Source organism: Brevundimonas sp. UBA2416 (genome assembly GCF_002343105.1).
Lineage (GTDB): Bacteria > Pseudomonadota > Alphaproteobacteria > Caulobacterales > Caulobacteraceae > Brevundimonas.
The window spans coordinates 461-21948 of record NZ_DDRM01000004.1 but is presented as its reverse complement, the minus strand read 5'-3'; the positions used below and the strand labels follow the sequence as shown (position 1 = coordinate 21948).

Annotated in this window: 21 protein-coding genes and 1 tRNA gene; 12 read left to right on the top strand and 10 right to left on the bottom strand. The window is 66.7% G+C overall.

What is annotated here, in order from left to right; genetic code table 11:
* The first annotated feature begins 5 nt into the window (after nucleotides 1-5).
* From B3E43_RS00810 to B3E43_RS00785, 6 genes are all read left to right on the top strand, one after another.
* Complete coding sequence (locus B3E43_RS00810) at nucleotides 6-1298, top strand: DNA recombination protein RmuC (RefSeq protein ID WP_292025995.1); 1293 nt, start codon at nucleotides 6-8, stop codon at nucleotides 1296-1298.
* 67 nt (nucleotides 1299-1365) lie between these two features.
* The gene (locus B3E43_RS00805) at nucleotides 1366-1812 is read left to right on the top strand and encodes a hypothetical protein (protein WP_292025994.1); all 447 of its coding nucleotides are present in this window, start codon (nucleotides 1366-1368) and stop codon (nucleotides 1810-1812) included.
* A gap of 10 nt (nucleotides 1813-1822) precedes the next feature.
* Nucleotides 1823-2014: a helix-turn-helix transcriptional regulator gene (locus B3E43_RS00800; RefSeq protein WP_292025993.1), complete on the top strand. Its 192-nt coding sequence runs from the start codon at nucleotides 1823-1825 to the stop codon at nucleotides 2012-2014.
* 2 nt (nucleotides 2015-2016) lie between these two features.
* Nucleotides 2017-2604: a hypothetical protein gene (locus tag B3E43_RS00795; protein ID WP_292025992.1), complete on the top strand. Its 588-nt coding sequence runs from the start codon at nucleotides 2017-2019 to the stop codon at nucleotides 2602-2604.
* Between the two features lie 36 nt (nucleotides 2605-2640).
* A complete protein-coding gene (locus tag B3E43_RS00790; RefSeq protein WP_292025991.1) occupies nucleotides 2641-3615 on the top strand; it encodes a TraB/GumN family protein in 975 nt (324 codons plus the stop codon).
* Nucleotides 3616-3823: 208 nt separating this feature from the next.
* Nucleotides 3824-3991 carry a hypothetical protein gene (locus B3E43_RS00785; RefSeq protein WP_292025990.1) on the top strand — a complete coding sequence of 56 codons (168 nt, stop codon included), beginning with the start codon at nucleotides 3824-3826 and terminating at the stop codon, nucleotides 3989-3991.
* Between the two features lie 208 nt (nucleotides 3992-4199).
* On the opposite strand, the gene B3E43_RS00780 is transcribed toward B3E43_RS00785, so the two are convergent.
* Nucleotides 4200-5123, bottom strand: a complete 924-nt coding sequence (locus tag B3E43_RS00780; RefSeq protein ID WP_292025989.1) for a hypothetical protein — start codon at nucleotides 5121-5123, stop codon at nucleotides 4200-4202.
* Nucleotides 5124-5658: 535 nt separating this feature from the next.
* Here B3E43_RS00780 and B3E43_RS00775 point away from each other — a divergent pair.
* Nucleotides 5659-6522: a S1 family peptidase gene (locus B3E43_RS00775; RefSeq protein ID WP_292025988.1), complete on the top strand. Its 864-nt coding sequence runs from the start codon at nucleotides 5659-5661 to the stop codon at nucleotides 6520-6522.
* On the opposite strand, the gene B3E43_RS00770 is transcribed toward B3E43_RS00775, so the two are convergent.
* The 6 genes from B3E43_RS00770 to B3E43_RS00745 all read right to left on the bottom strand — a co-directional run bounded on the left by B3E43_RS00770 (nucleotide 6519) and on the right by B3E43_RS00745 (nucleotide 12850).
* The gene (locus B3E43_RS00770; RefSeq protein WP_292025987.1) at nucleotides 6519-6728 is read right to left on the bottom strand and encodes a helix-turn-helix domain-containing protein; all 210 of its coding nucleotides are present in this window, start codon (nucleotides 6726-6728) and stop codon (nucleotides 6519-6521) included. The genes B3E43_RS00775 and B3E43_RS00770 overlap by 4 nt on opposite strands.
* A gap of 367 nt (nucleotides 6729-7095) precedes the next feature.
* Nucleotides 7096-7169: transfer RNA gene (locus B3E43_RS00765), tRNA-Gly, on the bottom strand.
* Between the two features lie 38 nt (nucleotides 7170-7207).
* The gene (locus B3E43_RS00760; RefSeq protein ID WP_292025986.1) at nucleotides 7208-8881 is read right to left on the bottom strand and encodes an amidohydrolase; all 1674 of its coding nucleotides are present in this window, start codon (nucleotides 8879-8881) and stop codon (nucleotides 7208-7210) included.
* 73 nt (nucleotides 8882-8954) lie between these two features.
* Complete coding sequence (locus tag B3E43_RS00755) at nucleotides 8955-9305, bottom strand: DUF6768 family protein (protein WP_292025985.1); 351 nt, start codon at nucleotides 9303-9305, stop codon at nucleotides 8955-8957.
* A gap of 150 nt (nucleotides 9306-9455) precedes the next feature.
* On the bottom strand, nucleotides 9456-11633 hold the full coding sequence (locus B3E43_RS00750; RefSeq protein ID WP_292025984.1) for a 3-hydroxyacyl-CoA dehydrogenase NAD-binding domain-containing protein: 2178 nt from the start codon (nucleotides 11631-11633) through the stop codon (nucleotides 9456-9458).
* 11 nt (nucleotides 11634-11644) lie between these two features.
* Nucleotides 11645-12850, bottom strand: coding sequence for an acetyl-CoA C-acetyltransferase (locus tag B3E43_RS00745; protein WP_292025983.1), 1206 nt, complete (start codon nucleotides 12848-12850; stop codon nucleotides 11645-11647).
* Nucleotides 12851-13074: 224 nt separating this feature from the next.
* Between B3E43_RS00745 and B3E43_RS00740 the strand changes: the two genes are divergently transcribed.
* Nucleotides 13075-13626 carry a hemerythrin domain-containing protein gene (locus B3E43_RS00740; protein WP_292025982.1) on the top strand — a complete coding sequence of 184 codons (552 nt, stop codon included), beginning with the start codon at nucleotides 13075-13077 and terminating at the stop codon, nucleotides 13624-13626.
* Nucleotides 13627-13690: 64 nt separating this feature from the next.
* A complete protein-coding gene (locus B3E43_RS00735) occupies nucleotides 13691-14239 on the top strand; it encodes a CAP domain-containing protein (protein ID WP_292025981.1) in 549 nt (182 codons plus the stop codon).
* Here the strand turns inward: B3E43_RS00735 and B3E43_RS00730 are convergent.
* Nucleotides 14236-15231, bottom strand: a complete 996-nt coding sequence (locus tag B3E43_RS00730; protein WP_292025980.1) for a KpsF/GutQ family sugar-phosphate isomerase — start codon at nucleotides 15229-15231, stop codon at nucleotides 14236-14238. The genes B3E43_RS00735 and B3E43_RS00730 overlap by 4 nt on opposite strands.
* 123 nt (nucleotides 15232-15354) lie before the next feature.
* Here B3E43_RS00730 and otsB point away from each other — a divergent pair, with 123 nt between their 5' ends.
* The 3 genes from otsB to B3E43_RS00715 are packed head-to-tail and all read left to right on the top strand — an operon-like array spanning nucleotide 15355 to nucleotide 19357.
* Complete coding sequence (gene otsB / locus B3E43_RS00725; protein ID WP_292025979.1) at nucleotides 15355-16143, top strand: trehalose-phosphatase; 789 nt, start codon at nucleotides 15355-15357, stop codon at nucleotides 16141-16143.
* Complete coding sequence (locus B3E43_RS00720; protein WP_292025978.1) at nucleotides 16140-17924, top strand: glycoside hydrolase family 15 protein; 1785 nt, start codon at nucleotides 16140-16142, stop codon at nucleotides 17922-17924. The genes otsB and B3E43_RS00720 overlap by 4 nt, the downstream gene beginning before the upstream one ends.
* Nucleotides 17921-19357 carry an alpha,alpha-trehalose-phosphate synthase (UDP-forming) gene (locus B3E43_RS00715; RefSeq protein ID WP_292025977.1) on the top strand — a complete coding sequence of 479 codons (1437 nt, stop codon included), beginning with the start codon at nucleotides 17921-17923 and terminating at the stop codon, nucleotides 19355-19357. The genes B3E43_RS00720 and B3E43_RS00715 overlap by 4 nt, the downstream gene beginning before the upstream one ends.
* Here B3E43_RS00715 and B3E43_RS00710 read toward each other — a convergent pair.
* Nucleotides 19354-20556 (bottom strand): acetyl-CoA C-acyltransferase, encoded by a 1203-nt coding sequence (locus tag B3E43_RS00710; protein ID WP_292025976.1) that lies wholly within the window; start codon nucleotides 20554-20556, stop codon nucleotides 19354-19356. The two genes, B3E43_RS00715 and B3E43_RS00710, sit on opposite strands and share 4 nt — an antisense overlap.
* Before the next feature lie 62 nt (nucleotides 20557-20618).
* Nucleotides 20619-21488, bottom strand: an 870-nt coding sequence (locus B3E43_RS00705) for an SDR family NAD(P)-dependent oxidoreductase (RefSeq protein WP_292025975.1), incomplete at its 5' end; no start/stop codon positions are given.

Below are 21488 nucleotides of genomic sequence, written 5' to 3'. Positions count from 1 at the left end.
GGGTCATGTCCCCTTTGCTCATCGCCTTTTTCGCCGCCTCCGTCGTCGCCGTCATCGCCCTCGTCTGGGCCCTGATGGAGCGGCGTCGCGCCTCTGCCGCCGATACGCGGGCGTGGGAGCTGCGCGAACGCTATGCCGAGACCGAGGCCCGGATGCGGCTGTTCGAGGACCAGGCCGCGACCTCGACCGAACTGCTGCGCGCCCAGGCCGCCCAAACCGCCAGCACGGCGGCGACCACCGTCGCCGAGGAACTGCTCAAGCGCACCGACGAGACCTTCCGCAGCCGTGAGGAACTGTCCCGGCAGCGTATGGAGGCCCAGCTGAAGCCTGTGGCCGAGACCCTCGCCAAATTCCAGGAACACGTCGCGGCGCTGGAGAAGGTCCGCTCCGAGGAGACCGGCGGGCTCAAGGAACAGCTGGCCCTGCTGATGACCGCCTCGACCGCCACCCGCGACGAGGCCCGGCGCCTGACCGAGGCCCTTCGCGGCAATACCGGCCGCCGCGGCCGCTGGGGCGAGCAGACCTGCCGCAATGTGCTTGAGGCCGCGGGCATGGCCGGGCGCTTTGACTTCGAGGAACAGTCCTCCAGCGCCGATGACGCCGGAAGGCAGCAGCGCCCCGACTTCGTCGTCCGCCTGCCCGGCGGCGGCATGTTCGTGATCGACGCCAAGGTCTCCCTGGCCTTCGGGGACGAGGCCGACGGCGACGAGGAGGCCCAGGCCAGGGCCGCCTCCCTGCGCACCGCGACCAGCATGAAGACCCACGTCCGCCAGCTGTCGTCCAAGGCCTATCAGGACCAGTTCAAGCCCAGCCCCGACTTTGTGGCCATGTTCGTGCCCGGCGACGCTTTTCTCGCCGCTGCCCTCGACCACGAGCCGGACCTGATGACCACGGCCATGGCCTCGCGCGTCGTCATCGTCACCCCGACCACCCTGTTCGCCCTGTGCAAGGCCGTCGCCTATGGCTGGCGCGCCGAGGAGCAGGCGAAGAACGCCGAGGACGTCGCGAAGCTCGGCAAGGAACTCTACAAACGTCTGTCGGTCATGGGCGCCCATGCCGGCGCGGTGGGCCGGGCGCTGGAAACAGCCGTGGGCAAGTACAATCAGTTCGTCGGCTCCCTCGAAAGCCAGGTCATGGTCTCCGCCCGCCGCTTCGAGGACCTGCAGGTCGACCACGAAGGCAAGGAGCTGGCCGTCCTTCCGCCCGTCGAGACGGCGCCGCGCGTCTTGTCCCGTCCCGAACTGACGGCCCCGGCCGACGAACGTCCGGTGGTCGCGACAAGGCTTGCGGACATTTAGACAAGGTCGCTTGACAACGCTTCGGGGCGGTGTAAAACACCCTTGTCAACCCGAAACGGAGCCATCCATGACCCCGCCGGCCCCATCCAAGCGCCCCTTCGGCCTCGGGACATTCGTCCTGATGATGGTCGGGATCATGATCGTCGGCGGCCTGGCCGGCGGCGGGGCCGCCGTGTTCGGCGACCAGCCCGGCCCCCTTGGCACGGCCCTGACCGTCGGCATGATCGCCCTCGCCATGGCCGTCGCCTTCGCGGCCTGCATCTGGTGGTGGCGCGGCATCGACGAGGCCGCCCGCGAGGCCCACAAATGGGCCTGGTGGTGGGGCGGCTCCAGCGGCATGGCGCTCGGGGCGATCCTCGTGCTCACCCTTTCATTACGCGACGAGGACGTCAGCGTGCTGGGCATCGAGGGCGGCGCCGCCGACCTCGTCTCCGGCGGCGTCCTCGCCATCCTGCTGTTCCAGATGGCCGGCTACGCCATCGCCTGGGCGGTCTGGTGGCTGAAGCACCGTTAGGAGAGCCCTGATGAACAACCGCCTCAAGGTGCTGCGCGCAGAGCGCGACTGGAGCCAGGCCGATCTCGCCCACGCGCTGGGCGTCTCGCGCCAGACCGTCAACGCGCTGGAGACCGGCCGTTACGACCCGTCCCTGCCGCTGGCCTTCAAGATCGCCAGGGTCTTCGGCCAACCCATCGAAGCCATCTTCACGGAGGACTGACCATGAACGCCAGTGTTGATACGCCCCGGCCCTCGTTGCTGCGCAAGGCGGCGGTGTTCGTCCTTCTCGCCGGTCTCGGCGGCGCCTTCGGCTATGGCGTCGCGACCCTGACCGACGGCGCCATGAGCCGCTGGGAGGACGAACTCGCCGTGGTCATGGCGGCCGCCATGATCGGCGTGGGGTTGATCACCGCCTTCATGATCGCGCGACGCCCCGCCGATGTTCCGCGGGGCTGCGGCGTCCTGCAGGTGGTCGTCATGCTGCTGGCCGCCGCGATGTTCCTGCTTCCCGTCTTCGGTTCCGCCTGGGCGACCCCAAACGTGGTCTTCGGCGCCGTCCTCCTGCTGGTGGTGGTCCAGAGCGGGGCCAACCTCATGCTGTGGCGGACCGCCGACGAAATGCTCCGCCGGGTCATGCTCGAAACCAGCGCCCTGGCCTTCTGGGCCGTCCAGCTGGGCCTGTTTGTCTATGCCGCCGCCGAGAGGCTGGGACTTGTCGGGACCATCACCGGCTGGGGCCTGATCGGCCTGCTGATGGGCATCTATTTCATCGCTTCCATTATCGCGGCGGCCCGGCGCGGCCTGCACTAGCCGCACCCACGTCCGACCCTCCCAAGGATTGATCCAATGACCACGAACCGTCGCCTGAAATCCCTCTCCCGCACTGCACTCGGCCTTGTGCTCGGCCTCGGCCTGGCGGGCGCTGTCGCCTTCCAGCCCGCCCAAGCCTTCGCCCAGACGGTGGAGGCTGCGCCGGCTCCGGTCGTCGAAGCCCGCGTCGTGCCCCAGGCCGAAGGCCAGGGCCCCGCCCTCTGGGTGGTCCGCGACGCCGATTCGACCCTCTATCTGTTCGGAACCGTCCACGTCCTGCGCCCGACCACGGCCTGGGGCTCGCCCCGCGTCGACGCGGCCTTCGACAGCGCCGACCAGATCTGGTTCGAAATCTCCAATCCGGACGATCAGGCCGCGATCGTGCCCCTGATCCAGCAGTATGGCATCTCGCCGGACCGCCCGCTGTCCAGCCTGCTGACCGCCGAGGAGATGACCTCCCTGAACGCGCTCGCCGCCTCCGCCGGCATGCCGGCCGCCCAGGTCGACGTCTTCCGTCCGTGGTTCGCCGCCCTCGTCCTGTCGGTCGCGCCGTCCATCCGGGCTGGATACGATCCCCGGTCGGGCGTCGAAACCATCCTGAAGGCGCGCGCGGAAGCCGCGGGCAAGCCGATCAGCGGTCTGGAGACCATCGACAAACAGGTCGCGATTCTGGCCGGCATGTCCGAGGCCGACCAGCTGGCCTTCCTGCGCACGCTGCTGGAATCGTACGAGGACGCCACGGTCGAGCTCGACCGGATGGTTGGCGCCTGGGCCACGGGCGACGTCGCCCTTCTGGAAGAGATCGCGGTCGATGAGATGCAGACCGAAGCGCCGGCGCTTTACGAAGCGCTCCTGGTGCGCCGGAACACCGACTGGGCGAACCAGATCCAGACCATGCTGGAAGGTTCGGGAACGGTCTTCATCGCCGTCGGCGCCGCCCACCTTGCCGGTGACGACAGCGTCCAGGAAATCCTCGAAGCCCGCGGCGTCAACGTCGAGGTCGCGCAGTGACGGATGGGTCGGGGCGACCGGCCGCACCGGCCAATCCACGCTGGGTCAAGATCACGGTAATCGGCCTGATCGCCCTCGTCTGGTTGGCAGCGGTCATCGCCATCGTCGGGGGCGAGTCGTGGGTTGAGGCAGGCTTTACGGCCCTGGTCGCAACCCTCTGCCTCTCCGCGGTAGATCTGGGCATTGACCTCAGTCGCCGGAGGAAGTCGTGAAGCAGCTGAGCACCCTCGTCTTCGTCGCCGCCTTCCTCGGATGGGCCTGGCTGGAGTTCGTCGCGCGCGCACCGCAGGAGGGCGTCCAGGACATCCTGTTCTGGGTCGGGATGGCGGCGCTGCTGATCAACGGCCAGGACAACCGGCGTCGAACAGCGATCTGACGGCTGGAGCGGGCGGCGGGAATCGAACCCGCACGAAAAGCTTGGGAAGCCAAACGGAACCTAGGGTTTTCAATGCGCTGGCTCCCAACCGACGCTGAAACAGCCCTAGTCGCTTCAATGGGTTAAAGCCATTTTCCCAACCGATGTTGGTGTTGGCTGAGGGGATCGTCGGCTCTCGGACGTCCGATCAGCTACGCGGAAAGGCTTCTTAGAAGACCCACTGGACGCGCAGCGATTCCATATGGAGGCTGTTCGCCTTTACCTCGTAGACGCTGTGAGTGGGAGTAGTTGACCGGCTTAGAGCCACTTCTTCAACGACGTTCTCGCGAATTAGGAAACCGCGGACGTTCCCATCAGGTGGTTCATGACCTTGCTGGAACAGCACGCGGATCACCGTGCGAGAGATCGGATATTTCGTCGTGCTGACGGAATAGACGCCTTCTGGACCGGAGAATTCGTTCTCATATTTCGACTCGCCTGTCCGCGTGACGACGATGCCGTCGAAGAGATGCGCTGTGTGGAGCATGCAGACCAGCCAGTTTGGCAGGAACGTCGCGACCAGGCTTGTGGGCAGCTCTTTCAGAAAAACCTCGATCACTTCGAGGTTCGACTCGCTCCCCCGGATCAAAAGCTCCTTCGTGATGGTCTGGTTCGCGACCATTGAGGTCTGCTTCATTGTGGGCCGCAGGATCCGACCGCCCTTGGCATCGGTTGCAGCCCCAAATCGATAAGCGGTGATTCCGCGGCGGTTGGCGTGAAAGGTTTGACGTCGCCTGATGGTAGCCTGCGTGCGCGCGGCGTCGTGCATCTCTACTTCCATGACGGTCTCGAGGACCGAGATGCCGACCCGGGAGTTCTGCAGATAGTCCGCAATGCCGCGTGACCAGTGGATGATGAACAGGCCAATGACCGCTGTGCTGAGTAAGAAGGCCCAGCCCAACAGCGGTTCGCCGTAGATGGCATTGTTTGGCTTGATTAGCTCCGCGAGGATGTCGGCGCCTCCCGGTGAAGGGGTGCGCGCCCGGTAAAAGGCGATCGGGGGCCAGAGAAATTGCCACCAGCCAATGACCGTAGCTATGACGGCCGCCAACCAGAACGCCCAGCGGGCGAGCGACCCCGTACTCTTCCTCATCCTCAGCTCCCACCCGGCCGGACCGAATCCGACAGACCGTTGTAGCGAAATGCAAAAGGGCCGCAACCAGTGGTCGCGGCCCTTCCAAATCTCGCTGGGGCAAGTCGTTAGATGGTTTCGGTAGCTCGCATAGTTATTCTCCTTGGAGGTCGAAACACGACAGCGTCCGACTTTGGTCCCACTTTAACGTCGCGCCTGTGTGACAGTTCCTGAGATCAGAAACAACCCACTTACACCGCTTACGCTCCGCCGATTAACCTAGGATGAACTCCTTGGGTGGCGACGGCAACCAAAGATTGGATGCTGCGGCCGTCAGGGTCAAGATAGGTGAGCATTACCTTTTCGCAACGGCGAAGGCTCCATTGAGGCCGGTCGCAGTGCGTTCCGCCCGGTGCCAACGCGCACATCTAATGTTATGCGAAACCGGCCGGCTCCCTCGCGCGAGGCCTGAGACGGTGACGTCAAGACTCCATCGCTTGCGTTACGGTGACGCTGACCCGATCTTGCCCTGACCCCACACCCGACAGAGCGCGAGATGGAATCCCCACCCCTCAACCCCGACACCCAAGGCTTGGCAGCCCTGCCATTCTGCGTTGCTCGCATAACCGCGGGCGTCGCCGGGGCCCCGACCGCGATCGCCTACGGCACGGGGTTTCTCTACCGATTCTCCCTGCCGGGCGGGGATCTGATCTGCCTCGTTTCAAACAAGCATGTCCTTGAGGGCCGGCCCTGGATTGAAGTCGGATTTGCACAGCAAACCGCTGATGGCCGTCGCGCCTTCGGCCCCTCGACCAACATAAGAGTACCAGCAGGGGCCTTGCCGGTGATTGGACATCCGGACCCCGACGTTGATCTGGCGATCATGCCGATCGTCCCACTCGTGAATGAGATGAAGGCAAAGGGATTCGACGCCTTCGTGTTGTCCCTCGACAATAGCGTCTGCATCACACCCGACCGGGCAGAGGCGCTGACCGCCGCCACCGACGTCATCATGGTCGGCTTTCCCAACGGTCTTATGGACGAGGCCAACAACCTGCCGGTCGTGCGTCGCGGATCGCTGGCGACTCCCTATCGGGCGAACTATGCCGGTAGCCGCGACTTCGTGATCGACATCGCCGCCTTCGGAGGTTCGTCAGGGTCTCCGGTCTTCGCCTTTTTCAACGGGATGGAGCCAACACCGGATGGCATGACCATGGGGGGGCAATCGTTCTACCTGATCGGCGTGCTGCACTCCGGGCCGGTACTCAACGCCGAGGGCCGCATCGAGCAGAGGCCCGTACCGACCCAAACGGTGATCGTCACTCAGCAGATGATCCATCTCGGCTACTGCGCCAAGATTGACCTGCTTCAGGACTTCTTGCCTTACCTTGAAAGGGTCGCGGGTCCGCCACCGGCCTAGCTATGCCGCACGAGGTCTGAGATGTTCGCGTCCAAGGCAGCCGCTAATCTCGCCATGACAAGCAGGCTCGGATTACGTTTGCCGCGCTCGATGCCGCCCACATAGGTGAGATCCAGGCCAGCCTCGAAGGCAAGTTGCTCTTGGGTCAGGCCCTTGGCCTGACGCAACTGCCGCACGTTCCGCCCCACGATCGCCTGCCAGTCCATCCAACGGATAGGCTGCGGTCGGGCATATAGTCTCTAGGGATGATAGTCCCTATTCCGGCGGGGCGCTCGAGGTCCCTGCCGATGTCTGATCCCGATAATCGTGGTCTCAAAGCCTTGGGTGCCGTGCTTGAGCTCTTGTCCGCCGAGGGCCGCAGCGTCCTAGCAATCACCCTTCATCCCGATGGCAGAATCGAAATCGCGCTCGGGCCAGCGACCGAACCGAACGCCTTGGATCGATGGCGCCGGGAGCGGAAAAGCTATCCGGGATCGTGAGAAATCAGAGGCTTACGCGCCGACCGCAAGGGCGGTTGGGAGCGGCGATCTTCTCGGAGATGATGCCTAATGCCTTGATCTCGCTAGAGAATATTGGAGCGGGCGGCGGGAATCGAACCCGCACGAAAAGCTTGGGAAGCTTTCAGGCTACCACTACATCACGCCCGCAGAGCCGGACGCAGCCTTAGGCGGAACCCCGCGGCGCATCAAGGCGCGATGCGTACAGGGGCTTCGGCGCGATGGACCACCACGCCGTCCACCACCGTGAGGACCGCCCGGCCGTTGAGAATGTCGGCCACAGGCGCCGTCATCAGATCGACCGAGAAGGCGGTGAAGTCGGCGCGCTTGCCGACCTCAATGGTTCCAAGCTCGTCCTCGCGGAAGCTGGCCAGGGCCGGCCAGAGGGTGAACATCTTCAGGGCCGTGGCGCGGTCAACGGCCTCGCCCGGCCGCCAGTCGGGGCCCTGGAACCCCTCCAGATCCGCGCGGGCGACGGCGGCGTAGAATTCGATCAGCGGGTCGCCCCGCTCGACCGGGGCGTCCGAGCCGCCGACCACGATGACGCCGAGATCGACCAGACTGTGCCAGGCATAGGCGCCGTCCAGCCGGGCGTCGCCGAGCCGGGCCGGGGCGAAATGCAGGTCGCCGATGGCGTGGCTGGGCTGCATCGAGGCGATGATCGGCAGGTGTTCGAACCAGTGGTAGTCGGACGGCCTCAGGATCTGGGCGTGCTCGATGCGCCAGCGCACATCCGCGCCGTTGGGGCGTTCGGCGGCGGGCACGGCGTTGAGCGCCTGCTGGTACCATTCCGCCACCGAGGCGTTGCCGCGATCGCCGATGGCGTGGGTGGCGACCTGGATGCCGCCGCGCAGGGCGGCTTCATACAAGGGAATGATTTGATCGCCCGTGATCTGCATCAGGCCGGTTGTGTCCGGCCGGTCGGCATAGGGTTCGAACAGGGCGGCGCCGCGCGAGCCGAGTGCTCCGTCGGCATAGTATTTGATCGCCCGGGTGATGATCCGGCCGTCGGCGACGCTGCGGGGCCCGCCTGCGATCAGGGCGGCAGCGCCGTCGGGCGTGACACTGTTGTAGATGCGGAGCGGCGCCTCCCCCGCCTCGGCCATGGCCTCCAGCAAGGGGATGTCCCGCCAGGGCGCACTCATGAAATGCACGCCGGTCCAGCCATAGGCGGCCTCGACGCGGAAGCCGGCGCGATAGGCCTCGCGCAGGGCTTCCGGATCGGCCTGGGGCGTCAGGCCGGCGACCAGTTGTTCGGCCGCGTCGACGAGCAGGCCGGTCGGCCGGCCATCAGCGCCCTTCAGAATCTCCCCGCCGGCCGGCGCCGCGGTCGAGGCGTCGACACCGGCCGCCGCCAGGGCGGCGGAGGAGGCGACCACGGCGTGGCCATCCGAGCGGCTCAACAGCACCACCCGTCCGGGGGCGGCGGCGTCGAGGTCGGCGGCCGTCAGGAAGCGCGCCTCGGGCCAGTGGGTCTCGATCCAGCCGCGACCGACGATGGGGCCCTCGGGATTCGCTTCGGCCCAGGCGGTCAGCCGCGCCATCGCCTCGGCGACCGAGGCCGAACCCTCGAGGTTCAGCGTCAGCTCGCGCCAGCCGATGCCGTCGAGGTGGGCGTGGCCGTCGGTGAAACCGGGGAAGAGGGCGGCGCCCTTGAGGTCGATGTATTCGTCCGGCGGGGTCCGTTCGAGCCGCATCGGCCCCACATAGGCGATGCGGCCATCCACCAAGGTCACCTGCTGAGCGGGCGGGGCGCCGTCGACGCCCGTGTAGATCGGGCCGCCGTGGATGATCAGGTTCTGGGCCTGGGCCGTCGAGGCGACGCCAGCCAGCAGCAGGGCGAGGACGAGGGGACGGATCATGCGGCGACTCCCGGTTTCAGAAGCGACGGGTGGAGCCGAAAGCCGCCGGCGTCAAGCGATCCGGAATCGGGCTTCAATCGATCCGGAGTAGTCGCAGTTCCAGTTCCGCGACCTGACGCTTCAGCCGGTTGATATGCATCACCGGCCAGAACGAGAATTTGATGGTGAAGGACATCAGGATCAGCCCGAGCGCGGGCAGGCCCCATCGCATGGCCTCAAGGGGAGTCGTTGCTCCGGAAAAGCGCCAGGCGCACCAGACGCCTGCAATGAACAGGCCGATTTCGGCCGTCATCATTCCCAGGCTGGCCCAGGCTGTTCCGCCCCGGAAGAGGTCGGCTGCCAATTCGAAAAACCCCGACGGACGGGTGATGCGGTCGAGTGCCTCGATCTCGCGGGCATTGAGTTCGCGCAGGGTGTTGGGCATGCGTTGGTCTCCCCGAAAAGGTTCGTGAGAGAGGTGCGCGGGCAGCGCCGAACGGTTCAATGCCGGCCCGGTTTTTCACCGAAGGATCTTTGAGTCCCTTGACCGTCACTCCGGATCGACTCCGGGGCGACGGTGTTCTGTGGGCTGCACTCAGGCCGCCGCCTTCTGCTTCCCGGCGAAGTTTCCGTAGAAGGTCTCACCCTTGGCCGCCATGTCGCGCAGCAGCTGCGGGACCTTGAAGCGGTCGCCGTAGCGGGCGGCGTAGTCGTCGGCCTGGGCCACGAAGGCCTTGAGGCCCGTCTGGTCGATCATGGTGATCGGGCCGCCGGTCCAGGGCGCGAAGCCCCAGGCCAGGATGGCGCCGACATCGGCCTCGCGCGGGTCGTCGATGACGCCCTCTTCCCAGCAGCGCGCGACCTCGACGGCCTGCCGGTACAGCAGGCGCTGCTTCTGGTCCTCGACCAGTTCCGGCGTGGAATCGTTGATCTTCACCGGCGCCAGCTCGGCCAGACCGGCCCAGATCTTCTTGGGCTTCTGGTCGTAGTCATAGAAGCCCATGCCGTTCTTGCGGCCATAGCGGCCGAGCTCCTCGACCATCTTCTGGACGATCTGCGAGCCGGGCAGGGGCTGGTATTTGTCGCCGAGGTCGAGCGCCGTCTGCTTGGCGATCTTGACCGACAGGTCCAGGGCCACGTCGTCGTGCATCTCCAGCGGGCCGCGCGGCATGCCGGTCATGCGGCCGATGTTGTCGATCAGGGCAGGGGCATAGCCCTCTTCCAGCATGGCCATGCCCTCGGCGACATAGGTGCCGAAGCAGCGCGAGGTGTAGAAGCCGCGGCCGTCGTTGACGACGATCGGGGTCTTCTTGATCTTCATGATGTAGTCCAGCGATTTGGCGATCGCCGCCTCGCCGGTCTTCTCGCCGAGGATGATCTCGACCAGCATCATCTTGTCGACGGGCGAGAAGAAGTGGATGCCGATGAAGTCCTCGGGCCGGACGCTGGCCTCGGCTAGGCCGGTGATCGGCAGGGTCGAGGTGTTGGAGCCGAACACGGCTCCGGCCTCAAGCTGCGCCTCGGCGCGTTTGGTGACGTCGGCCTTGATCTCGCGGTTCTCGAACACGGCCTCGATGACCAGGTCCGAGCCCTTGATCAGGTCGTAGTCGGTCGTCGCGGTGACCGAGCCGAGCAGGGCGTCAAACTTCTCCTGCGTGATCTGGCCGCGCGACAGGCGCTTCTTCAGCAGGTCGGCGACGTGGGCCTTGCCCTTGTCGGCGTCTTCCTGGGTACGGTCGATCAGGATGGTCTCGATGCCGGCCAGGGCCTGCACATAGGCGATGCCCGCGCCCATCATGCCGGCGCCGATGACGGTGACCTTCTTCGGATCGGACTTGGGCACGCCCGCCGGACGGACGGCGCCCTTGTCCAGCTCCTGCTTGGACAGGAACAGGCTGCGGATCATGGCCTGGGCCTGCGGCGTCATCAGGGTCTTGATGAAGTAGCGGGTCTCGATGCGCAGGGCCGCGTCCATCGGCACCTGAATGCCCTCATAGACGGCCTTCATCAGGTTCAGCACGGCCGGATAGTTGCCGTAGGACTGTTTGCGCAGCATGGCGTTGCCGACGAGGAAATTCTGGATGCCCGCCGGGTGGTAGGGGCCGCCGCCGGGCTGTTTGAAGCCCTTGTCGTCCCACGGCTGGACGGCCTTGCCGCCGCCCTTGATCCACGCCTTGGCGGCGTCGATCTCGGTGCCCTTGGCCACGACCTCGTGGACCACGCCCGCGCCCCTGGCGTCGTTCGGACGCCAGGAAGAGCCGGCGCTCATCGCCGTCATCGCCGCCTGCACGCCGATCAGGCGCGTCAGCCGCTGGGTGCCGCCGCCGCCGGGGAAGAGGCCGACCTTGATCTCGGGCAGGCCGAGCTGAATCTTGTTGTCGTCGGCGACGACCCGGTAGTGACAGGCCAGCGTCAGCTCGAGCCCGCCGCCGAGAGCCAGGCCGTTGATGGCCGCGGCCACCGGCTTGCCGCAAGTCTCCAGCGCGCGCAGGGCGCCGTTCAGCTTCCAGCCCGCATCATAGGCGTCCTGCAGCGAACCGCCGGCCAGCATGCCGCCGGCCATGTCACCGAGGTCGGCGCCGGCACAGAAGCCGCTGGCCTTGCCCGAGGTCAGGACCGCGCCCTTGATGGCGTCGTCGGTCTTCACCCGTTCGACCCACTGCGGGATCTCCTGCATCACGCCCGAGGTCAGGGTGTTCATCGAGCGTCCGGGGACGTCGAAGGTGATCAGGGCGATGCCGTCGGCGTCGACGTCGATCTTGAAGTTTTCCATGGTCAAAATCCTCAGACGCGTTCGATGACGGTGGCGGTGCCCATGCCGCCGCCGATGCACAGGGTGATCAGGGCGGTGGACTTGTTCGACCGCTCCAGCTCGTCGAGGGCGATGCCGGTGATCATGGCGCCGGTGGCGCCCAGCGGGTGGCCCATGGAGATGCCGCCGCCGTTCACGTTCATCTTGTCGTGCGGGATGTCGAGCGCCTGCATGTAGCGCAGCACCACGGCGGCGAAGGCCTCGTTAAGCTCCCAGACGTCGATGTCGGCGGTGGTCATGCCCAGTTTGGCGAGCAGCTTCTTGGTCACGAACTCGGGGCCGGTCAGCATGATCGAGGGCTCTGACCCGATCGAGGCGGCGCCGACGATGCGGGCGCGCGGCTTGAGGCCCAAGGCCTTGCCGGCTTCCAGCGAGCCGATCAGGACCCCGGCCGAACCGTCGACGATGCCCGAGGAGTTGCCGGGCGTGTGGACGTGATTGACCCGCTCGACCTCGGGGTAGCGCTGGTTGATCACGGCGTCGAAGGCCATCTCGCCCATCATGGCGAAGGAGGCATTCAGGGCGCCCAGCGACTGCATGTCAGTGTTCGGACGGATGGTCTCGTCGCGGTCCAGTTGGACGAGGCCGAGCTGGTTCTTCACGGCGATGACCGACTTCGAGAAGCGGCCGTCAGCCCAGGCGGCCGCGGCGCGCTTGTGGCTCTCCATCGAATAGGCGTCCACGTCGTCGCGGCTGAAGCCGTATTTGGTGGCGATCATGTCGGCCGAGACGCCCTGGGGCACGAAATAGGTGGGGAAGGCCGAGGTCGGATCGACCGGCCAGGCGCCGCCGTCCGAGCCCATCGGCACCCGGCTCATGGCCTCGATGCCGCCGCCGACGGCGAAATCGGCCTCGCCGGATTTGACCTTGGCCGCGGCCATGTTCACGGCTTCCAGACCGGAGGCGCAGAAGCGGTTGATCTGGACACCGGCCACGGTCTGGGCCCAGCCGGCGGAGAGGACGGCGGTGCGGGCGATGTCCGCGCCCTGCTCGCCCACCGGTGAGACGCAGCCGAGGATGACGTCGTCGACCTTCGATGTGTCGAGGTCATTGCGGTCCCGCAGGGCTTCCAGCACCTGGGTCGCCAGGCTGAGGCCTGTGATCTCGTGAAGGGATCCGTCCTTCTTGCCCTTGCCGCGCGGGGTGCGGACCGCGTCGTAGATATAGGCCTCGGCCATGGGAGTCGGTCTCCAATAAGGACGGATTCTGAGCGTGATCGCCACAAACCCTACGTTTACGTCAACGTCAAGTATTTCATCACGGTCCGCGGCGCTGTGTCGGCCACCGGACGCCGGAAAGCTGTGAATTCCGAGAACGACTCTCAGCTAGCTTGGCCTTGGGAACGCGCGCTCCGTCCGCGTTTTACGTGCGCCGACACGACGGGTGTCTGGAGGAGATGACCATGGCCCAGACTTACGAAGAGATGGACGCCATCGCGATGCTGAAGGCCGATCACCGCAAGGTGGAGGAGATATTCGCGGCGTTCGAAACGGCGACCTCGCCGGCGAAGAAGCAGGCGCTGGCCCATCAGGCCTGTCTCGAGCTGAAGGTTCACACCGTGCTGGAGGAGGAGGTCTTCTATCCGGCCTGCCGCGGCCAGATCGAGGAAGACCTGCTGAACGAGGCCTATGTCGAGCATGACTCGGCCAAGCTGCTGATCAATGAGATCGAGGCCGCCAGCCCCGACGAGGAATTCTACGACGCCAAGGTCAAGGTGCTCTCCGAAATGATCGAGCACCACGTCGAGGAAGAGGAGATGCGGTCCGAAGGCATGTTCAGCCAGGCCCGCGCCGCCGGTCTCGACATGGACGCCCTCGCCGACGCCATGCGCGCCCGAAAGGTCACGGCGATGGAGGAGTTCCAGGCCGGGAAGCCCGCGGAGACCCTGACGCTTGAAGGCGACGATACCGACAAGGCGCTGATCAACACGCCGCTCGCGGCCGACGCGCGCTGACCGGAATCAGGGAATGGCGCCGGTCTCGGCGGGCAATGATCGCGCCGTTGAGGTAAGAAGCTCCATGCGCCGTTCCCTGTTCCTCGCCCTCGCCCTGACGACCGGTCTCGCCGCGCAGGCTTGCGCCGCTCCGATGGTCGCGGTGCAGGACGAGCCGATGCGCGTCGCCGCTCCGCCGCAGGACGTGCCCAGCCGACTGCTGGCGGCCCATAATGCCGAGCGGCGACGGGTCGGCACGCCGCCGTTGCAGTGGGACGACACCCTGGCCGCCGAAGCCCGCGTCTGGGCGCGCGTGCTGGTGGATACGGGCCGGTGGGAACACGATCCCACACTGCATGGCAACGGCGAGAATCTGTGGACCGGCTGGGGCAGCCGGATCTGGACGCCGGAGGAGATGGTCGCGGAGTGGGCGGCCGAGAAACGCGATTATGTGCACGGGGTGTTCCCCCATGTCAGCCGCACCGGAGATTGGACCGCCGTCGGCCATTACACCCAGATCATCGCGCGCCGGACGACCCATGTCGGGTGCGCCATCGCCTCGCGCGGCGACCGGTCAGTTCTGGCCTGTCGCTATTCACCGCCCGGCAATGTCGACGGGCTGCGGGCCTACTAGCCGACGTAGCCGGCCTGCATCAGTTCGGCGATGTGGACGATGGCGACGGGGCGGTCGGCCTCGACCACCAGCAGGGTGGCGATCCGGTTCTGGGTCATCAGGTCCACGGCGTCGCTCATGCGGGCGTCCGGGGCGATGATCTTTGGGCCGGGGCTCATAACGTCGGCGGCGGTCAGGCCGTTGAGGTCGCGCGAGAAGGCCCGGCGCACGTCGCCGTCGGTGACGATCCCGGCCAGGGTTCCGTCCGTGTTCAGCACGGCCGCGGCGCCCTTGCGGCCCTCGGTGATGGCGGACACCACCTCGGCGAAGCTCGCGGTCAGCGGCACGGTCGCCGGGGCGGGCGGCCTGTCGCCCATCCAGTCGCGCACGCTTTGCAGGCTCATGCCCAGCTTGCCGCCGGGGTGATGCAGGCCGAAGGCCTCGGCCGTGAAGCCGCGCCGGTCCATCAGCACCATGGCCAGGGCGTCGCCGAGGGCCAGGGTCATCAGGGTCGAGGTCGTGGGAGCCAGACCGTTGGGGCAGGCCTCGGCCACCTGCGGCATGGTCAGGCAGACGGCGGATGAGCGACCGAGAAAGCTGGCCGGCCGCTGGGTCAGGCCGATGACCGGAATGCCCTCGCGCTGGCAGTAGATCAGGGGATCGCGCAGTTCGCGGCTCTCGCCGGAGTTCGAGATGGCCAGCAGGGTGACGTCCTTGCGCAACATGCCGAGGTCGCCGTGGCTCATCTCGGCCGGGTGGACGAAGAAGGCGTTGGTGCCGGTCGACGCGAGCGTCGCGGCGATCTTGCCGCCGATATGGCCCGACTTGCCCATGCCCGTGACGACCAGATAGCCGGGCCGGGACAGGATGATGTCGCAGGCGCGGGCGATGCCGTCGTCCAGCCCGGATTCCAGCGCCTGGAGCGCGGCGATGTTCAGCTGGATCACTTCCCGCGCCCGCGCGGTCATGGCGGCGGGATCGGCGGACAGGGCAGGGGCGGCGGCGTCGGTCATGCTGCGGAATTGGCCCATCCGGCGCGGTTTCACAATCCGTCGGGCAGGCGCGCCGGATTGCGGCGACTCGAGAAAATACCAATCGCGGGTCAACCTTTGCCGCATGGATGCGTTCAAACAGCCATGCGGACCACAAACCTGAACACCGACGGCGCGACCGCGCCGGCCGAGGCGCTCTCCTATTTGCCGCCACCGCCCGTCGTTCTTCAGCATCCGGCCCTGTTCCTGGACATGGACGGTGTGTTGGCGCCGTTGGCGGCCACGCCCGATGCCGTCGTGCCCGATGCGCGCCGCACGGCGGTGCTGCGGCGGCTGGCGGATCGGCTGAAGGGGCGGGTCGCGATCCTCAGCGGGCGCACCATCGCCGAGATCGACCGGATCGCCGACAGCGCCTCCGCCTCCGCCTCGGGCGTGCACGGGCTGGAGCGCCGGCGCGCGGATGGATCGCTCGACCACGCCGCCGCTGACCCGTCCGTCCGCGATGCGGTCGTCGCCTTCGAGCGTTTCGCCCGCGACCGCCCCGGCATGATCGTCGAGGACAAGTCGGTTTCGGCCGGCCTGCACTACCGCGGGGCGCCGGGCGAGGCCGCCGCCGCCGCCGCCCTGGCACGCAGCCTCGCCGCCGAGACCGGGCTCGCGCTGCAGGCGGGTAATCTGGTGGTCGAGCTGAAGACGCCCGGAACGGACAAGGGCACGGCGCTCAAGGCCTTCATGCTTGAGCCGCCGTTCGCTGGCGCCGTCCCCGTCATGCTGGGCGATGACCTCACCGATGAGGACGGATTTCGCGCCGCCGCCGATCTCGGCGGGTTCGGGGTTCTGGTCGGTCCCCCGCGCCGGACTGCCGCGACCTTCGGCCTGCCCGATGTGGAGGCCGTCCTGACCTGGCTCGACAGCGTCGAGGCGCGCCGATGACCCCGAACCTCGATCTCGCCCCCATCGGCAACTGTTCGATCAGCGCCCTGATTGATCGCGACGGGCGCTATGTCTGGGCCTGCGCCCCCCGGGTGGACGGCGACCCGGTGTTTTCGGCCCTGATGGACGGGTCAGATCCCGACCACGGATTCTGGGACATTGAACTGGAAGGGCAGGCGACGGTTGAGCAGGCTTACATCCGCAACACACCGGTGCTCCGCACCGTCCTGACGGCGAAGGACGGCGCTTCGGTCGAGATCATCGACTTTGCGCCGCGCCATCCGAAACACAGCCGCACCTACCGGCCGCTCGCCTTCGGTCGGATCCTGCGGCCGCTGAGCGGAGCGCCACGCATCCGGGTCCGCCTGAGACCGTCAGCCGACTGGGGCGCGCGCCGGGCGGAGACCACCAACGGGTCCAACCACATCCGCTATCTGTGCACGGATGTGACCTTCCGGCTTACGACCGACTGTCCGGCGTCCCACATTCTGAACGAGCGCGTGTTCCGACTGGAGCGTCCGCTGGCCTTCTTCTTCGGGCCGGATGAGGGCTACGACCAGGACGTCGGACCCGGCGTCGCGGCGGTGCTCGACCGAACCGTGGCCTATTGGCAGGACTGGGTCCGCACCCTCTACCTGCCGCTGGACTGGCAGGAGGCGGTGATCCGCGCTGCCATCACCCTGAAGCTCTGCGCCTATGAGGAGACCGGCGCGATCGTCGCGGCCATGACCACGTCGGTGCCCGAGTTTCCCGAGAGCGGGCGCAACTGGGACTATCGCTACTGCTGGATCCGCGACGCCTACTATGTGGTGCGGGCGCTGAACCGGCTGGGCGCGGTCGACCTGCTGGAAAACTATCTCGGCTATCTGCGCAACCTCGTCGACGCCTCCGCCGGCGGCCACGTCCAGCCTGTCTATGGCGTCGGTCTGGAAGAGGACATCGACGAACGGATCACCGAGACGGTCGCCGGCTATCGCGGCATGAAGCCGGTGCGGGTGGGCAATCAGGCCCGCGAGCATCTGCAACATGACGTCTACGGCCAGATCGTCCTGCCGCTGGTGCAGGCTTTCTATGATCAGCGGCTGCTGCGTCCGGGCACGATCGACGATTTCCATGCGCTGGAGAAGGTCGGCGATCGCGCCTTCGCCATGCATGACCAGGCCGACGCCGGACTGTGGGAGTTCCGGACCATTGCCCGGGTGCACACCTATTCCTCGGTGATGTGCTGGGCCGCTTGCGACCGGCTGGCCAAGGCGGCAGATCATATGGGTCTGGCAGACCGCGCCGTGTTCTGGAGCGAGCGGGCGACGATCATCCGCGAACGGATCGAGCGCGAGGCCTTTTTGCCGGACGAGGGCCGTTTCGCCGCCAGCTTCGGCAACCGCGAGCTCGACGCCTCGTTGCTGCAACTGACCGATCTCGGCTTCCTCGACGCCCGCGACCCCCGGCAGGTCGCAACCTTCGACGCCATCGAGCGGGACCTGAAGAAGGGGCCGTATCTGTTCCGATACATCGAGCCGGACGATTTCGGCGAGCCGGAGACCGCGTTCAACTTCTGCACCTTCTGGTTCATCGAAGCCCTGTTCCTGAACGGCCGAACCGAGGAGGCGCGGGAGATCTTCGAGGAGATGCTCAGCCGTCGGACCCATGCGGGCTTGCTGTCCGAGGACCTGTCGCTGGGCGACAAGGAGCTCTGGGGCAACTATCCGCAGACCTATTCGCTGGTCGGCATCATCAACTGCGCCGTGCTGCTCAGCCGTTCATGGACGGACGCCCGATGAGCCGCCTGATCGTTGTCTCCAACCGCGTATCCGCGCCTAAAGACCCGGCTGCCGGCTCGACCGGCGGCCTGGCCATGGCCCTGTCGGCGGCGCTGCGGAAATACGACGGCCTGTGGTTCGGCTGGTCCGGTGAAACGGTCGAACAGTTTACCGGCGAGCTCAAGATGGAGGACCGGGCAGGCGTAACCGTCGCGCTCGTCGATCTGGAGGCCCAGGACGTCGACGAATATTACAACGGCTATGCCAACAAGACCCTGTGGCCGCTGTTCCATCACCGGGTCGACCTGACCGCCTATGAGCGGTCCTACGGCGAGGGATACGAGCGCACCAACGCCCGCTTCGCCGAGGTTCTGGCGCCGCTGATCCAGCCGGACGACATCATCTGGATCCATGACTACCACATGATCCCGATGGCCCGGGACCTGAGGCGGCTGGGGGTGAAGAACCGGATCGGCTTCTTCCTGCACACGCCCTGGCCCGTGCGGCAGCTGCTGGTGACTCTTCCGCACCACCGCCGTCTGGTGGAGGCGATGTTCGACTACGACCTGATCGGCTTCCATACCCGCGAATGGCTGGATCTGTTCCGGGATTATGTGGCGTCCGAGCCCAGCGTGAACGGCAAGCTGCTGCCCAATGACGCGCTGGAGGCGTTCGGGAAGACCGTGCAGACGGGCGTGTTTCCGATCGGCATCGATGTCGAGGGGTTCATCGCCGCGCGGAACTCGCCCCTCGGCAACCGGACCTATGACCGGATGGCGGCCTCGGCGGCGTTCCGGACCCTGATGGTCGGCGTCGACCGGCTGGACTATTCCAAGGGCCTGGAGGAACGGCTGCTTGGCTATGAGCAGTTCCTCGAGACCCATCCGGACATGCGCTCCGAAGTCCTGCTGCTTCAGGTCACGCCTATTTCACGCGACGAGGTCGACAGCTATCAGGACATTCGGGGGCGGCTGGACGCCCTGGCCGGCCGCATCAACGGGGCCTATGCCGAGATGGACTGGCAGCCGATCCGCTATCTGAACCGCACCTATCGCCGCGACCAGCTGGCCGGAATCTATCGCGCCGCCCGTGTCGGCCTGGTCACGCCGCTGCGCGACGGCATGAACCTGGTGGCCAAGGAATATGTTGCGGCACAGAATCCTGAGGATCCCGGCGTTCTGGTCCTGTCCCGGTTTGCGGGCGCCGCCGAGCAGATGGGCGAGGCCCTGCTCGTCAATCCATTTAGCCGCGAGGAACTGTCCGACGCCATCCAGAGGGCGCTGACCATGCCGCTGGCCGAGCGAAAGCGGAAGTGGGAGACCCTGATGGAGGTCGTGCGTGACACCGACGTGGGCATCTGGCGCGACGACTTCGTCTCGACCCTGCGGGCCATCGAAAGCGGGACGGCGTGCGACGACGCCGGGGTTCCGACCGGCGCCGATCCCCGGGTCTAGTAGATCTCAAACAGCCCCGCAGCGCCCATACCGCCGCCGACGCACATGGTCACGACGCCGTATTTGGCCCCGCGCCGCTTGCCCTCAATCAGGACGTGGCCGGTCATCCGGGCGCCCGACATGCCATAGGGGTGGCCGATGGAGATGGCGCCGCCGTCCACATTGAGCAGTTCGTTCGGGATCCTCAGCTTGTCGCGGCAGTAGAGCACCTGCACCGCAAAGGCCTCGTTCAGCTCCCAGATGCCGATATCGTCGATGTTCAGGCCGTGCGCCTTCAGCAGTTTCGGCACCGCATAGATCGGACCGATGCCCATCTCGTCAGGCTCGCAGCCGGCCACCGCCATGCCGCGATAGGCGCCCAGCGGCTGAAGACCGCGATGCACTGCCTCGCCCGCCTCCATGATGACGCAGGCCGAGGCGCCGTCCGACAGCTGCGACGCATTGCCGGCAGTGATGAATTTGCCTTCGGTGACCGTCTCGCCCGAGCCGAAGACGGTCTTCAGCGATTTCAGGCCTTCCAGCGTGGTGTCGGCCCGATTGCCCTCGTCCCTGGACAGGGTGACCTCCTGCGACGAGGTCTGGCCGGTGGCCTTGTCCATCACCAGCATGGTGGTGGTCATGGGCACGATTTCGGCGTCGAAGCGGCCGGCCGCCTGGGCCGCCGCCGTGCGTTGCTGCGACTGCAGCGCGTATTCGTCCTGGGCGTCGCGCGAAATGCCGTAGCGGGCGGCCACGATCTCGGCGGTCTCCAGCATCGACATATACATGTGCGGAACCTGCTTCAGCAGGGCTTCATCCTTGCCGCGAGACAGGTTCATGTTCTGGTTCTGCACCAACGAGATGGATTCCAGCCCGCCGCCGACGGCAACCTTCTGGCCGTCCACGATCACCTGTTTGGCCGCCGTGGCGATGCCCATCAGGCCCGAGGCGCACTGGCGGTCCAGGCTCATGCCCGCGACCGAGACCGGCAGGCCGGCGGCCAGGGCGATCTGGCGCGCGACATTGGTGCCGGTCGATCCCTGTTGCAGGGCCGCGCCCATGATCACGTCCTGGATGGCTTCGCCCTCGATCCCCGCGCGGGCGACGGCGTGCTTCACCGCATGAGCGCCCAGCTGCTGCGCCTGGGTGTCGTTGAACGCCCCGCGATAGGCCCGGCCGATGGGGGTTCGGGCCGTCGATACGATCACCGCTTCACGCATGGGAGTTCTCCATCTTGTCGAAATGAGCTTTAGCCGCTTGCCGCCACGTCAACGCTAGGTCTTCAGCCCTTGTGGGCGGCCTGCGCCTTGGTCAGCTCGATCATGCCTTGGGCCGCGCCCATTTCTGGCACGATCTCGCCCGTACGGTCCGAGATTTCTGCGAATCGGGCCGCGACCTGTTCCGGCGCGTCCTCGCCGACCGCGCGGATGCCCGGAGTGATGGTGACATAGGCGCGTTCGAAGCCGCCGGCGCCGGCGGTCAGGATGCAGCGACTGGGGGCGTCCTCGCTGACCAGATACAACAGGCCGGGCGAGACCGTCTCGGGGCCCAGCAGCTCCAGCGGCAGGCGGGCGCCGAGGTCCTCGGTCATCCGGGTATGGGCGGTCGGGGCGAGGCAGTTGACGCGGATGTCGTTTTTCGCGCCCTCGATCGACAGGGTCTGCATGAGCCCGACCAGGGCCATCTTGGCCGCGCCATAGTTGGACTGGCCGAAATTGCCGTACAGGCCCGAAGAGGAGGTGGTCATGACGATGCGGCCGTAGCTGGCCTCCCGCATGATGTCCCAGACCGCCTTGGTGCAATTGACTGCGCCCATGAGGTGGACGTCCATGACGAAGCGGAAATCGTCCAGCTCCATCTTGGCGAAGGTCTTGTCGCGCAGGACGCCGGCGTTGTTCACGAGGATGTCGACCCGGCCCCATTTTTCCATCGCCGCCGCGACCATGGCCTCAACCGCGGCGAAATCGGTGACGGAGGCCGCATTGGCCAGGGCCTCGCCGCCAGCCGCCACGATTTCGGCGACGACAGATTCAGCTGCCGTAGCGGATCCACCCGAGCCGTCGCGGGTGCCGCCCAGGTCATTGACGACCACCTTTGCGCCGCGTTTGGCCAGTGCCAGGGCGTGTTCGCGCCCCAGGCCGCCGCCGGCGCC

Excerpts from the sequence above, each read along its gene's own strand:
- B3E43_RS00755 (WP_292025985.1), bottom strand. The coding sequence starts at position 9,305 with ATGCCCAACACCCTGCGCGAACTCAATGCCCGCGAGATCGAGGCACTC.
- B3E43_RS00775 (WP_292025988.1), top strand. The coding sequence starts at position 5,659 with ATGGAATCCCCACCCCTCAACCCCGACACCCAAGGCTTGGCAGCCCTG.
- otsB (WP_292025979.1), top strand. The coding sequence starts at position 15,355 with ATGCGGACCACAAACCTGAACACCGACGGCGCGACCGCGCCGGCCGAG.
- B3E43_RS00745 (WP_292025983.1), bottom strand. The coding sequence starts at position 12,850 with ATGGCCGAGGCCTATATCTACGACGCGGTCCGCACCCCGCGCGGCAAG.
- B3E43_RS00715 (WP_292025977.1), top strand. The coding sequence starts at position 17,921 with ATGAGCCGCCTGATCGTTGTCTCCAACCGCGTATCCGCGCCTAAAGAC.
- B3E43_RS00770 (WP_292025987.1), bottom strand. The coding sequence starts at position 6,728 with ATGGACTGGCAGGCGATCGTGGGGCGGAACGTGCGGCAGTTGCGTCAG.
- B3E43_RS00780 (WP_292025989.1), bottom strand. The coding sequence starts at position 5,123 with ATGAGGAAGAGTACGGGGTCGCTCGCCCGCTGGGCGTTCTGGTTGGCG.
- B3E43_RS00735 (WP_292025981.1), top strand. The coding sequence starts at position 13,691 with ATGCGCCGTTCCCTGTTCCTCGCCCTCGCCCTGACGACCGGTCTCGCC.
- B3E43_RS00750 (WP_292025984.1), bottom strand. The coding sequence starts at position 11,633 with ATGGAAAACTTCAAGATCGACGTCGACGCCGACGGCATCGCCCTGATC.
- B3E43_RS00810 (WP_292025995.1), top strand. The coding sequence starts at position 6 with ATGTCCCCTTTGCTCATCGCCTTTTTCGCCGCCTCCGTCGTCGCCGTC.
- B3E43_RS00795 (WP_292025992.1), top strand. The coding sequence starts at position 2,017 with ATGAACGCCAGTGTTGATACGCCCCGGCCCTCGTTGCTGCGCAAGGCG.
- B3E43_RS00720 (WP_292025978.1), top strand. The coding sequence starts at position 16,140 with ATGACCCCGAACCTCGATCTCGCCCCCATCGGCAACTGTTCGATCAGC.
- B3E43_RS00740 (WP_292025982.1), top strand. The coding sequence starts at position 13,075 with ATGGCCCAGACTTACGAAGAGATGGACGCCATCGCGATGCTGAAGGCC.
- B3E43_RS00805 (WP_292025994.1), top strand. The coding sequence starts at position 1,366 with ATGACCCCGCCGGCCCCATCCAAGCGCCCCTTCGGCCTCGGGACATTC.
- B3E43_RS00800 (WP_292025993.1), top strand. The coding sequence starts at position 1,823 with ATGAACAACCGCCTCAAGGTGCTGCGCGCAGAGCGCGACTGGAGCCAG.
- B3E43_RS00760 (WP_292025986.1), bottom strand. The coding sequence starts at position 8,881 with ATGATCCGTCCCCTCGTCCTCGCCCTGCTGCTGGCTGGCGTCGCCTCG.
- B3E43_RS00790 (WP_292025991.1), top strand. The coding sequence starts at position 2,641 with ATGACCACGAACCGTCGCCTGAAATCCCTCTCCCGCACTGCACTCGGC.
- B3E43_RS00730 (WP_292025980.1), bottom strand. The coding sequence starts at position 15,231 with ATGACCGACGCCGCCGCCCCTGCCCTGTCCGCCGATCCCGCCGCCATG.
- B3E43_RS00710 (WP_292025976.1), bottom strand. The coding sequence starts at position 20,556 with ATGCGTGAAGCGGTGATCGTATCGACGGCCCGAACCCCCATCGGCCGG.